This is a genomic window from Martinezella lusitana (genome assembly GCF_900094565.1).
Taxonomy (GTDB): Bacteria; Pseudomonadota; Alphaproteobacteria; order Rhizobiales; family Rhizobiaceae; genus Rhizobium; species Rhizobium lusitanum.
In genome coordinates, this window is the sequence record NZ_FMAF01000035.1 from 39,774 (window position 1) to 51,959 (window position 12,186).

Annotated in this window: 14 protein-coding genes and 3 pseudogenes; 4 read left to right on the plus strand and 13 right to left on the minus strand. The window is 55.8% G+C overall.

Going from position 1 to position 12,186, the window contains the following annotated elements; all coding sequences use genetic code 11:
* Positions 1-218: 218 nt before the first annotated feature.
* From GA0061101_RS34070 to GA0061101_RS34080, 3 genes are all read right to left on the minus strand, one after another.
* Positions 219-1,118 carry a helix-turn-helix domain-containing protein gene (locus GA0061101_RS34070; protein ID WP_092576803.1) on the minus strand — a complete coding sequence of 300 codons (900 nt, stop codon included), beginning with the start codon at positions 1,116-1,118 and terminating at the stop codon, positions 219-221.
* A gap of 103 nt (positions 1,119-1,221) precedes the next feature.
* A complete protein-coding gene (locus GA0061101_RS34075) occupies positions 1,222-2,127 on the minus strand; it encodes an AraC family transcriptional regulator (RefSeq protein ID WP_092576805.1) in 906 nt (301 codons plus the stop codon).
* A 327-nt stretch (positions 2,128-2,454) separates the two neighbouring features.
* Positions 2,455-4,038 carry a Na+/H+ antiporter gene (locus GA0061101_RS34080; RefSeq protein ID WP_092576808.1) on the minus strand — a complete coding sequence of 528 codons (1,584 nt, stop codon included), beginning with the start codon at positions 4,036-4,038 and terminating at the stop codon, positions 2,455-2,457.
* A gap of 463 nt (positions 4,039-4,501) precedes the next feature.
* On the opposite strand from GA0061101_RS34080, the gene GA0061101_RS34085 reads away from it, so the two are divergent.
* From GA0061101_RS34085 to GA0061101_RS34095, 3 genes and pseudogenes are all read left to right on the plus strand, one after another.
* Positions 4,502-5,128 (plus strand): hydrolase, encoded by a 627-nt coding sequence (locus GA0061101_RS34085; RefSeq protein WP_037200521.1) that lies wholly within the window; start codon positions 4,502-4,504, stop codon positions 5,126-5,128.
* A gap of 310 nt (positions 5,129-5,438) precedes the next feature.
* Positions 5,439-5,671 (plus strand): annotated as a pseudogene (locus tag GA0061101_RS34090) (type IV secretory system conjugative DNA transfer family protein); the annotation flags it as partial.
* A gap of 153 nt (positions 5,672-5,824) precedes the next feature.
* Entirely contained in the window at positions 5,825-6,136 is a 312-nt protein-coding gene (locus tag GA0061101_RS34095) for a WGR domain-containing protein (RefSeq protein ID WP_092576810.1), read from the plus strand.
* Between the two features lie 224 nt (positions 6,137-6,360).
* Here the strand turns inward: GA0061101_RS34095 and GA0061101_RS40560 are convergent.
* Positions 6,361-6,456, minus strand: a pseudogene (locus GA0061101_RS40560) (DUF736 domain-containing protein); the annotation flags it as partial.
* 554 nt (positions 6,457-7,010) lie between these two features.
* On the opposite strand from GA0061101_RS40560, the pseudogene GA0061101_RS40565 reads away from it, so the two are divergent.
* A pseudogene (locus GA0061101_RS40565) lies at positions 7,011-7,196 on the plus strand (PRC-barrel domain containing protein); the annotation flags it as partial.
* A gap of 125 nt (positions 7,197-7,321) precedes the next feature.
* Here the strand turns inward: GA0061101_RS40565 and GA0061101_RS34115 are convergent.
* From GA0061101_RS34115 to GA0061101_RS34150, 9 genes are all read right to left on the minus strand, one after another.
* Complete coding sequence (locus tag GA0061101_RS34115) at positions 7,322-8,389, minus strand: SbmA/BacA-like family transporter (protein WP_037200527.1); 1,068 nt, start codon at positions 8,387-8,389, stop codon at positions 7,322-7,324.
* 219 nt (positions 8,390-8,608) lie between these two features.
* Entirely contained in the window at positions 8,609-8,770 is a 162-nt protein-coding gene (locus tag GA0061101_RS34120; RefSeq protein WP_092576814.1) for a DUF3309 family protein, read from the minus strand.
* Positions 8,771-9,120: 350 nt separating this feature from the next.
* Positions 9,121-9,768 carry a BON domain-containing protein gene (locus tag GA0061101_RS34125; protein ID WP_037200529.1) on the minus strand — a complete coding sequence of 216 codons (648 nt, stop codon included), beginning with the start codon at positions 9,766-9,768 and terminating at the stop codon, positions 9,121-9,123.
* 57 nt (positions 9,769-9,825) lie between these two features.
* A complete protein-coding gene (locus tag GA0061101_RS34130) occupies positions 9,826-10,068 on the minus strand; it encodes a hypothetical protein (protein WP_092576817.1) in 243 nt (80 codons plus the stop codon).
* 105 nt (positions 10,069-10,173) lie between these two features.
* On the minus strand, positions 10,174-10,341 hold the full coding sequence (locus GA0061101_RS39665) for a hypothetical protein (RefSeq protein WP_167669624.1): 168 nt from the start codon (positions 10,339-10,341) through the stop codon (positions 10,174-10,176).
* A gap of 20 nt (positions 10,342-10,361) precedes the next feature.
* Complete coding sequence (locus tag GA0061101_RS39950) at positions 10,362-10,562, minus strand: hypothetical protein (protein ID WP_092576819.1); 201 nt, start codon at positions 10,560-10,562, stop codon at positions 10,362-10,364.
* Entirely contained in the window at positions 10,562-11,086 is a 525-nt protein-coding gene (locus GA0061101_RS34140) for an Hsp20/alpha crystallin family protein (protein WP_037200533.1), read from the minus strand. The genes GA0061101_RS39950 and GA0061101_RS34140 overlap by 1 nt, the downstream gene beginning before the upstream one ends.
* 380 nt (positions 11,087-11,466) lie before the next feature.
* Complete coding sequence (locus tag GA0061101_RS34145; protein WP_342587933.1) at positions 11,467-11,781, minus strand: ChaB family protein; 315 nt, start codon at positions 11,779-11,781, stop codon at positions 11,467-11,469.
* A 54-nt stretch (positions 11,782-11,835) separates the two neighbouring features.
* Positions 11,836-12,186 (minus strand): transposase (locus GA0061101_RS34150; protein WP_208865040.1); only part of this gene is annotated, 351 nt, incomplete at its 5' end.

Below are 12,186 nucleotides of genomic sequence, written 5' to 3' on the forward strand. Positions count from 1 at the left end.
TGAACTGCGTCGGCATTCAGCAAAATTGCGTTGACGGAGGGGATGATGCCCGCTGCCGCAACAATCTTCTTGTCGCTTAGAAGGACGATTTGGATGTTCGGACTGTTTCGGAGTCCACGGATCCCGACACTGAAAAGCTGGCGGGGGCCAGTAAAATCTCGGGCGCAAAAGTGTTCGCGCCTATTCAGAGGCGCCGCCTCGAACGTATTCAGAAATTTTTACGATGACTTATCAACTGATTTTGGTCGGTGCTGCCGCCGCCACGTTGCAGGCGGATGGCCGGCAATATCGGAAAAAGCACGCGTCATATGGCTCTGGTCGGCAAAGCCGCATGCAACTGCCACCTCTGGAATTGACAGATCGGAGAGCAGGAGATCTTTTGCCTTCGAAATGCGGTACTCCATCACCCAGCGATACGGCGTTCTGCCGAATGTTTCCTTAAAAGCCCTGATGAAATAGCTGCGTGACAAGCCGCATATCTGAGCAAGATCGGTGACCGAAACTTGTGCAAAGGCGTTTGTGGTCAGGAATTCGAGTACTCTTTTCTCTTGCCATGGCGCGAGAACACCGTTCTTCTTCGTCGAAAAATACTGGCTGCCATAGGTCTGCGTCAGATGCGTCAACAACACTAAACTGATCTGCTCGAAAAATAGTTGATTGGCCTGATGGCGGCGCACCAGATAGGGCAAAACAGCCTGGGCAAGGCCAAGAATAACATCGTCCTTCGTGCCGGGCCTGCAATCGAACCCGTCGAATTGCGGACGGCCGATATCCTCCAGGAACGAGCGAACAAATGACAAGGGTATGTTGAATCGCAAGTTATCGAATGGCGAGAGATGATGGCATTGCCACTCGTCTCTGAGATCGGTGATCGCGATCGCGCCCTTCGGATGGCCGCCTTCGAAAATAAGCACATTATTTTTCCAAAGCCGATGCATCTTGAAATCGGTCAATTGGATAATGACAGACACCGCTTCATCACGTTTGCTCGGTGGAGCAATCGGGAGATCGTCTCGGTCGTAACTCAAGCGCGTTACGGTGATGGCCGACGCTTTCATCGTCCATCGATTGGGAGCTGGTATTCGAGGCGAATCTACGCCTTCGGATTCTCTTTCCAATGTCCACTCCGGCAAACCCACCCTCACCGACCCCGACGCTACGGTATTTCTCTGGTAAAATCCAACGATTTTTTTACGAAAAAACGGTTCCGGTTGGTTAGCCCTAGTTGATGTAGCCGGCTCGCCAAACTGCCGGCGTTACGCCGGTTTCACGGGAAAAGACCTTGGTAAAATGACTTTGATCCACGAAGCCACACGCGTCCGCGATCATTTTCAGTGATGCCTCGCTTCCGCGCAGCAGCTCCTTTGCGGCCTCCACGCGCGCATGCATCAGCCATTGATGGGGCGTGACGCCGGTCACCTTCTTAAATCCCTGTGAGAAATGATTAGCGGAGAGGCCAGCCGCGGCGGCGATTTCCGCGACGGACAATTCACGCGCAAGGTTTTTCCTCATGAATTCTTTTGCCGCGGTTTCGCGATTATAGGGAAGGATCGCGTCGTCCAGGCCAGCCTCCGTCTCCCCAATGAGGTCCTCGATCAGATGAGAGCATATCGCAATTGCCAGGTGTTTCAGGAGTGCCTCCCACGACGCAGTCCGTCGATCAAAGAGGGAGAGAACGATGTCGGTGAGATTGCTTAAGACCGGATCCCTCTCGCCCCTTCGACACCGCAGCTGGATTGTCGGGCTCGCTCTGGATAATTCCCCGACCTCTTGGATAAGTGCCTTTGGCAGAAAAAAAGTAGCGGAATGAAGGTCTGCGTGTAAGACGATGGATGCTCCTTCGGAGAGGTCGACAAGGCAGACCGATCCTCGCTCAAATCTGCGGGGCAGCGTCCTGGTTCCATCCGGCAAGATATCGCAATGATGCGCCTCCTTGGTGTACACCATCAGGAAGTAGGCATCGCAAACGGGAAGGCAGACAATCGGCCTCTCGCCGTCAGCGACATCCTTGGCGATTCTCGTCACGCAAATAGATGAAGACCTGACAGGCACGGTGTTCAGCGAGGCGGCCTCTGGAAGGCCGAAATACGGACCTAGCGTGTTCAATTCAAGATAGGCCAGGCTCAATCCCGCTCCTCCAAGACGCTTTCACGGGTTCGCGAGACCCGCGAAAAAACAATTGCCCCCACAGACCATATAATTCTCTACCGCATAGGTACGCAACGGTCATCCCACCGAAACTCAGATTTCAACCCCGGTGAGAACCAGCCTCACCGCAACCAATGAAATTATCTTGTACAATCTTACGCCCACGGTCGCAAAGGTCTCGAATCCGCAAAACTGGCTTTAATAACTGTCCAACATCAAGGAATAGCGACCCGCATCAATGCATGTCTCTCATCCAGGGGAAGGCAGCGGGGACCCGGATTTATAACCGACCGGCCGCGCTGCGGATCACAATCGGTTCTCGGCGGCTATTTCCTGCAGATCCAGCTCATGTTCGAGATCGCGCATTACGCGGTCTTGGATTTCGCCTGCCCTATGCATATGCAGAATTTCGGCGCGGCCAGCTTGAAGCGCGACGAGAACCGCCTTGAAGTGGGCCACTTTGATGCTTTCGTGTGTGTCACGGTCAGCTTCGTACTGAGCGGCAACCTCAGCCCGATGCCGGTATTGTTCGAGTAGCCGAGGATGTTTTTCGCCACCATCCTCTTTCCGTGAGCACTCTTGGATGGCGTGATACTGAGATTCCGCCACGCGTCTCCATGCCGAAGCTTCGTTCTCCCGAAAATGCTGTTCTTCGTCGGGACTAGCCACTCGCAACAAGGCTGCAAGAGGGGCAAGGGTCGAGCCTTGCACGAGCACTGTCACTATGATGACCGCAAACGCCGCGATGAGGACGACGTCTCTCCCGGGCGTATGTTCTGGAAGCGACAAAGCCCCGGTAAGCGTCACCACACCGCGCATCCCAGCCCAACTGATAATCGTGGCCGTTGCCAGCGAGGACGTTTTTTCGCGCGTGTGACCTCTAAGCAGCAAAAGGCGTTTCAGTGTCCCTGTTGCGAGCAACCATGCAAACCGCGCGAGTATCACTGTCAGAACGACGGCGGAAACCGGAAGGATTAGATCGCCGATACCCTTCTCGGCACCACCTATTCGGTCAAGCACACCTCGCAACGACAGGCCTACCAGGATGAAAAGCAGGGACTCCAGCAGAAAGACCAGCGCCTTCCAGAACGCTTGAGCTCGCACCCGGGTCGAAGCCGAAAAGGTTTCATGCTGATGAAATCCCAGAATCAGCCCAGTCGTAACGGTCGACAGAACACCCGAACTATCAAGGCGTTCAGCCCCAATATAAGAGAGCGCGGCCAGGAGAAGCGTTGCCGTAATGATCAGCTCGCTGTCGCGTAGCCTGCGGATTACCCAAACTCCTACCAAACCAACAACAAGGCCGATGATCACCCCTCCGGCCGTTACCCACGTGAAGGCGCCGATGGCTTCGGGAATGCTGAAGCTCCCGGTCAGGGCGGCGGCCACGGCAAACCGCAGCAGGACGAGGCCGCTGGCGTCGTTGACCAAGCTCTCGCCTTCGAGAAGTGCCGAAATCCGGCTAGGAAGGCGGAGCCTCTCGAGAACTGCTCCGGCGGCAACGGCGTCCGGTGGCGAGACGATTGCGCCCAATGAGAACCCCACGGCCCATGGCAATTGGGGCAAAAGGAGATGGAAGACGGTTCCGACGGTCAGTGTCGTGAATACAACGGCGCCCAGTGCCAGTGAGGCTATCTCCGCGAAATGCTTCTTGAACTCGTGCCAGACCGTGAAATAGGCGCCGCTCATCAAGAGAGGCGGCAAGAAGATCAGCATGATCATTTCTGGATCGATCTTGATCGTTGGAACGCCTGGCATTAGCGCAAGAACCACGCCGCCGACGATGAGCGCTGCCGCTGGCGGCAAACGCAAACGGCGAGCGATAAGCTCGAGCACGATTGTCGCCATCAGCAGAAGAACTAGAAATTCGTATGTTGATTCAACTGACATGTGGGCTCGAGTTTGACTTAGCCTTTAGCTACGGCACCGGAAATTCGTCCAAGCAACTTCAGCCGGGCCAAGTCGCATAGTGCAAGACGTAAAGAAAATGCTGGCAGCGAGATTGGACGATTGCGCTGGCGTTGGAGAAAAGCACTGCCGATTTCGCCCATCGAGCGCGAAACCCTATTCACTCTCCAGCCTCTCCAATCAGGCTGTCGCGAGCGTCCGGCAGCCATTCTGCGAGTGTTCATTCCTGGCACGCTCGCAATCACCATCTGATGCGATCCGATACGAGAGCGCTCCTTCCCACCTCCGGCCAAACCGACCGCGCAAGCAACCAGGTCGCAACCATGTTCGTGGCCGATCTGAGGGCATTCCGACAAGCTCGAGTGCAATCGACAAGATAATGCAGACGCTCTGATCTTATTCTCCGCTCGACATCATGCCTTATACAATCCCACGGAGATCCGTCATGGCCAAAATTCCGCTTCTCACCCCCGCTGATTGCGCTCTGGTCCTGGTTGATGAACAGGCAGGCCTTGCCTTTGCAGCCGGTTCAGCGGACCGGCAGCTTTTGCGCAGCAACGCCGTGGCCCTGGCGCGAACGGCAACAGCCTTTTCGATACCCGTCGTCGTCAGCACGTCTGCATCCAAGGTCTACAGCGGGCCGCTCATGCCGCCTCTGCGGGCCGTATTAGCCGATATAACCCCAATTGAGCGACGCAATATGAATCTTTGGGAAGACGAAGCGGCCAAGGCGGCAATCGTCGCCACAGGCCGCGAGACGCTTGTCTTCGCAGGGCTGCTGACCGAGGCCTGTGTCAGCTTTCCCGTGCTGTCGGCGCTCGCCGATGGCTATAAGGTTTACGTCGTCGCCGACGCATGCGGCGGCCTGACGTCGGCCAGCCACGATGCAGCGCTTCGACGATTGGAGCAGGCAGGCGCGATCATAACTTCGTGGCTGCAGTTTCTGCTTGAGATGCAGCGGGACTGGACAAGGCACGACACGTACGAGGCCGCACGAAGCATCGTTGTTGACCACGGCGGCGGTTATGGCATTGGACTCGACTATGCCCGTGACATGGTGAAACCCGCCTGAGGAGCCCATGATGACTTTCGATTCCAATCCGACAGCATGACAGATCGTTCCAGCTCGTAGCTTCGACCAGTCGGAGAGATCTTCAGAGCATCTAGCCGTGCCTTGACCGACGCACATTGTGGAGTTCAGCGCAAAATCCACCAAGTTTGCCATTTTGGTCGTGACCCTGCGACTGTCATGAAAAGTAAAGTCTTTCATTGCCTTGTCTCGAGCGTGGCCCAGTCAGCGCCAAGCAGAAGAACGAGTTGGTTCACTGCGGAACTCTATAACGGCTGCATATTGTGATTGTACGAAAACCTTTGGGCCTCCCCGTTCGTCGCAGATGTCGGCATCATCGCGCATAGGCCAGAAGCAGCTCACGCGTCGGCCACTGATCCTTCCGCATGAGGTTCTGCGCATGCGCGGCGACGAACAAATCGTGTTCACGGCCGGCGACCCGCCGCTCAGGTGCGGGCTATCTGGTTCCGACGCAAAGATATGAACGCATCTGTCGGCGAGAGCCGATTTTATAGGAACGTCGAACGCATGAAACGACGTGAGTGACGATGACTAGCGCCCCACCAGATACCGTCTTCGTCACCACCAGCGGCAAGTCAGCGTCGGCGGCAACGTGCGATCACGAAAATGAATCCGTGCGCATCGAACGATTCAAAACTCTGATTGGACGCCGGAATCCGAACGCGCGATTCTGCGTAGATGATCGTTCAACCCTATCACCTTTATATCGAGCGTATCGAGCCGGAGAAGAATATGGCACGGTTCTATGCGCTTGCCGTCCAGCCGACACTCTTTGGAGAAGTGTCGCTGGTGCGCAGTTGGGGGAGGATCGGGACACACGGCCAGCAGAAGGTGCACGTCTTCAATGAAGAGAAGCATGCTGTTGAGCTGTTCCTCGAGCTTCTCCGCAAAAAACGAAATCGAGGCTACAAACCAAAACCAGCTGTGGAAATCCGGACTATCCGGCATTCGTCCTCGCAGCGCGTCAATGATAAACTCATCGCAAGCTGACAGGGATTCCGTCGCGGCCGACAACAGCCTGACGAAGGTCCAGGCCAAAGGCATCGTCGAAGCCGTGTTCAAGGCAATTGCAGAAGCTGCCGGCTCCGACGCTGAGACCTCCATCCCGGGCTTCGAAGAAGCTGATATTTGCGCCTGCGGAGGCGCTCAAGGATGCACTGAACAAATGATCCCCAAAAGGGAAGGCTCGCCTTTCGGCGGGGCCTTCGATGCAATCAGTCCCCGATCGGCCAGGACCAGATGAGCGAGAAGCCTTCCTCGCCTTCGCCCTCGATCAGGGTTGCATGGATCGGGGCGGCGAAGCTTGGCTCGAGTGAGCGAGCAGATGGAGTTGGGGGATGTGATTTTCGTTAAGCGGGATCGCGTCGAAGGAGGAGAGGATCGTTTCCATCACCTCGGCATAGCCTGCGACCTCCCGTTCGTCTCGGCTGGTGAACGAGCCGAGACGGAGGTTCGAGAGCAGTCGTTCGACGTCGCGGTCCCTTAATTTCGCGCCCTCAATACGGGTCGACGATCCAATGCTTTCGCTCGTCGCGACTCGAGACAGCCGTGTGGCAACTTGACGAGAGAACGTGCGAGCGTCGAGGCCGGCGCGGGAGTGTTCTCTAGTACTTCGTCGGTCATGGAGCGAGGCACTCGTCGCATATCCCGCAACCATCGTCATCCATGCTGGATAACGATCGGGCTTTATGACAGCAAAGGCACGTAACCCTATCCGGTCCGGGCGTGTCTTCGCGCACAGGCGGCAGTATCTCGACTGAGCTTTCGGACAGCATATTGGGCACCATTCGATCCATTGCAGAATTGCCTGTAGAACTAGTTAAAAGATAAGAAGCCTCAAATCCTGCACAAGGCCGCAAGCTGCAGGCACGTCCACGATGCCGGCAGCCAGGCGATCATCGACGTCGGCGGGTTTCTCAGAATTGGCGCCAATCCGGTTGCGGTTCCGTTGACGGACCTTGACTTCATGGGTGATGAGGATTGCGAGGTCCATGCGGTCACGACCTCGACCAAGGACCAGCTTAAGGACATGCCTGAGCATCGCTGTTAAAAAATGGACACGGGATGGAGCCGTGGCCAACTGGGCGTGGACTAAGTCCATTACCCACACATGGTTGGAATGGGTTGCTTCCGAGCCTTGACTCGACTTTCTGTGACGCCGACTGCGTGGCGAACTTAATCGCGCCCTTCGCTATCAAGCTGATCAAGCACCATGAGCAACGAAGCGACGCGATTGATCGAGGAAAGGCAGTCCGCCAAACTCGCATAGTTGTCGACCAGCCAATTGAGCGCCGCCTGGACAATAACGAACGCTGCGGTCACCTGGGCGACCTCACCCAGTGACATCGTCCCAACCAAATACTTCGGAGCGCATAGGACCCAGCCGATGACCGGGGCGAGCAATACGTTTCCCTGAGATACGAGGGTCGTACGCATCAGCTGGGCGCACAGCTCACGCCAACGATTTATTACGTCATCTAGCGCTAGACTGAGCGAGTGCTGCTGTTGAATCTCTCCTTGCGACCTCGCCGCCGCCGTGTCGCGTTCACGCAAATTCGAACCAATCGAACGAAACTGCGCCTCGGCAGCGTTCTTGCCGGCAATAATTTTCACCATACGACGACCGATGATGGTCATGGCGAGAGTCATAAGCGCCGAATAGGTCGCAACTGCGATGACCAAATATTTGGGCACCGTCAATTCATGTCCGACGACGCCGATGACGAGGTCGCCACCGACATTCCAAAGTATGCCGATAAAGATTCCCGCACTGAGTACCGCCTTCAGCAGGCCTACTGCCATGCTGACTGGGGCATCAGTTGCAACGCGGGCATCTTCCGCAATCCGATATTCAGCGTTCTGATCCTCGCCGACGGCAAATGGAAGTTTTCGGAACAGGTCATTGGCGAGCCAACGATCAATCAAATGCTGTGTCAGCCATGCACGCCATCGTCGCTGCGTCGTCATCTGCGACCATACACCAAGAACGGCAACAAGAATGCTTGCACCGGCAAGCGGCAAGAAAAGCAGTGCCTGGGCTCTCAGGACGGCGCTGTCACGACGCCCAAAAGCGTCAAAAAAATCGCGCCCCCAATAGTTCAGGCGATATTGGATCAGCAATTGCAGCAACACGCTTGCTAAGAGAGCCGCAGTCGGCAACCATGCCGTTAAGGCCTTTGGGCCTCGCCAGAAGCCCGACGCACTCCGCCAGAAGCGGCTGACCAACGCGCGTCGGCGATCCACCGGAAAACCTGCTGTTGGGGCCGTCTCTCGGACCGACGCTTCGACATTTCTTGGTGGAGGCGGGTTGTGCTTTTGCAACGCAGAGGCTCCCTGGTGGTATGTAGCCGCTTCTGCAACAGTGGGGATGCATCCAGCCTGATCTTCTCTTGCCCGTGAGCTGACACTCCGACAATTCGTGGCACGACTTGCAAACGGCGCGTAACCGGACAAATCGCTGCTTTAGAAGCGTCCCATGTGTCCACCAAACAACAAAATAACCAGGACGACGATAAGCAGAAGACCGACACCGCCCAATCCCCTTCCGCCATATCTACTATAGCCATAGTATCCGCCGCCGCCGAACAGCAAAAAGAGGATCAGGACTATCAATAGTAGAGACATGGGTCGCCTCCTCGGGCTCGCCTCGCGCTTCATTGGAATGCGGCTTTTGTCGATCGCCCAGATATTGCAAATCTGCGATCGAGCAGAGCACGCCGATACAAACGCCTATTGAACTAGCGAACCAAACCTAACAGCATTGCAGAGAACTACATTGATCCGCGTCAAAATTGGCGGACGGAACCTCATCCGCAACGAGCAGCAATGGGCCGTTAAGATCGGTGGTAGACCAGGACGGCCCGGATCGGTGGCGCAGCTCGTATCTGGTGTCTGTGCAGGCCCGCGGACTTGAATCGAAGATTTGGTGCGACACGTTTGACGTCGCACCAAATCCCTTTCTTCGTCGAATGAGATCACCCGACCGCGATTTGATCAATCACGTTCTTGATCCCCGGAACGGACCAGGCCGCACGGTCCGCCGCTGTCCGTTCCGACCAGGTATGAACCTTACCCTTGAGAGTGACGCTGCCGCCGGAAACTTCAACGCTGATGCGTTGGGATTCGAGTCCCGCGTCCCGTTTGAATGCGTCCTCGATCCGCTTCTTCACATCATTGGCACTGACGCGTGGGGTGATCTCGACCATGTTGGATAGACCAACCACCCCAGCAAGGTCGCGAACGGTATCAGCCGCAGCGTTCTTCTGATACTGCCATTCGACTTTACCTGTGAGCGTGACCCAGCCTTTTTGGACCTTGACCTGGACAGCGCCCTTCGGAACGGACACATTCCAGTCGAGCATTTTCACGGCCCGGCTGGCGATGTCTTCGTCTTCCGTTTCATAAGTGCCGAACACCCTGATTTCGATCTCCTCGGCAATGCCGCGAACGCCCTTCACTCGCTTCACGACCCGTTCGGCGGTTTCCTTTTGGGAATACGAGCTGACATGGCCAGTGAGGGTTGCGATGCCATTGTCGACAGCGACGCCGATGCTCGCAGCGTCGATGCTCGGTTCGAATTCAAGTTCATCGAGAATGTTTTGTCTCAGGGTGATATCGTCCATGACTTGCTCCTTTCAGCTCTTCTGGACTTGTAAGCAATCGACGAACGGCGCACCCGTTTAAACCGGAAGCACGACGCCGTCGTTTGCGGATTTCGCGCGCAGTCGGGCTTTCTGCTGGAGCAAAGCCCCACGCAAGGCATCTAGCCGTGCACGCGATTGCTGAATTCGGATTCGCTCTGCGGAGATAACGGCCAGGTGTGTAATTCGCGGGCCCTTGGTAACCGCATCGCTGCCATTATTGCCGGTCATCAGGCCGACGAGGCCCATAGAAGAGACCGCAATTGCCGTTAATATCTTCATCTTTACTCTCCATCAGAAATAAAGAAAGGGCGTTCGGAAAGACACCAAGCACCCCGCGGAAACCTAAGTGCTCTTCAGATTGATTTTTGCAAATAGTAAGCAAAATCAGAGTACTATGACGTTGATTTGAATCAAATTATTGCTCTTCCAATACGGATTTCCTGACTTGTTCTTGCCGGGAAACTGCATGAAGTGCAGGCTGGCTGCGGCACCGGCGCCAACGGCTCGGTCGCCGGCCATCAGCGCAACAGAAGCACTTGCCCAGTGGTTCACTCCTGGTGCCAAATCAATCGCTATGCCCGTCGTTGACCGGTGAACCGCAAGAGCATCACGAACAGACTGATAAAATTGAGATCGAGCGTGAGGGCTCCCATCAGCGCCTTTTTTGATACCGCTTCATCCGGGTCGCTTTCCGCATACGCAGAACATGCTGAAACCGACATACCAATGGTGCGCCACAACGGATGGCGCACCGAAGGCGACTCGCGGGACATCAGGCCGTCTTGACGGTAATCTTCTTTTCCGCCTTCTTTGCTTCGGCGGTCTTTGGCAATTTGACCGTCAGCACGCCCTTGGCGAACTGGGCGTCGATCTTGTCGGCATCGACGCCCTCAGGAAGTTGGAAACTGCGCTGGAAGGATCCGTAGCGGCGTTCGGACAGATAGTAATCCTTCCGCTTGTCTTCCTTTTCCTCGCTCTTCTCTCCCGTGATCGTCAATGTGTGATTGGAAAGTTTGACCTCGACGTTTTTTTCATCAAGGCCGGGAAGCTCCGCCGTGATCTCGTAGCCGCCATCTTTCTCGACGAGATCGATGGCTGGAGCGATCTGCCATTCGGCGCGGGAGATACGGGGCACTTCGAAATCGAGCATTTTCGACGGCAGACGCCAATCGAACGGACGGAAGCCGTCGAACACGCGGTCGATTTCTCGACGCAGGGTCTCAAACGGTGCCCATTGTTCAGCTTTTGCGGGCACAGAGGATTTCTGGATAGGCAGTTTTGTAACGGCGTCAGCCATGGCTCATCTCCTGGAGTTGGACAAATCCCTACAGGCGCCACCGATCCTTGCACTTCCGCCTTAAGTTCTCCCGAAGGCGCAAAAGCAAAAGGACGGCAGATCCTGCCTGCCGAATGTCACTGCCAATACAGGTTCATGACTCTGTCGATGCGTCAGGGGCGCTTCATCTTGCGTCGCGTCACCTAATCTGGCTCGATCCCGCAGGAATTTTAGAGAACGCTCTTCTAAGCAGTCCTTCATTGACGTGGATCAAAACGCGTGACCATGGTTCGTTTCTGCACGGAGGCCGAACAGTCTCATTGTTGCCGCGACCACATGAGGGATCGGTTTACTTTGAGGAAGATCAGGGAACCGAAGACGAATGATGGGAGCGATACCCATCAGGCCCGGGGGATCCACTCGTCCCGCTGTTTGACGTAAAGCCGTTTGACGGCTGCCCAAGCAACACGGTGTGCAATCTGTTCCCGCACCCTGCCGCGGTCGGCATATTCCTCCCATGCATTGTTGAACGCTGCCCGATAAATTTCCTGAGCATGGATCGGCAGATGATCGCCAACGGAAGGAGGCAATTCTCCTATCGAATTGTAAGGCATCGACGTCATTCTCCTTAAAGAATCGGCAGGGCCGGAGAGGGCGAAGTCGCTGAGAATAAGCGCAAAATCGCCGCTGGTCGCCCGCCATAAAGCGCGGTTCAAATGACATTTCTTTCGACATTGGCGGATTTCTCGCGCGAAATCGACCGCTCCACACTAGGTGACCGACTCATAAGATCGGAGCCAAATTCGAATTGAGGCTAGCTGGACGGATGCGAGGAAGTTGTCGTCGCGTTTGTCGTATCGGGTTGCGACTGCTCTGAAGTGTTTGAGTTTGTTGAAGAACCGCTCGACCGCGTTGCGCTGTTTGTAGAGCCATGGGCTGAAGACGGGAATATTGACCCTGTTTGGCATAGGGCGAATACATCCCCATGCGCCACGGGTTTTGAGGTTTTGGCGCAACGCGTCGCTGTCGTAGGCACGATCAGCCAGAAGGATATTTCCGGCCCGAACAGTCTCGAACATATCGGCAGCCGAACGTCCATCATGCGCTTGGCCTGGCGTCAG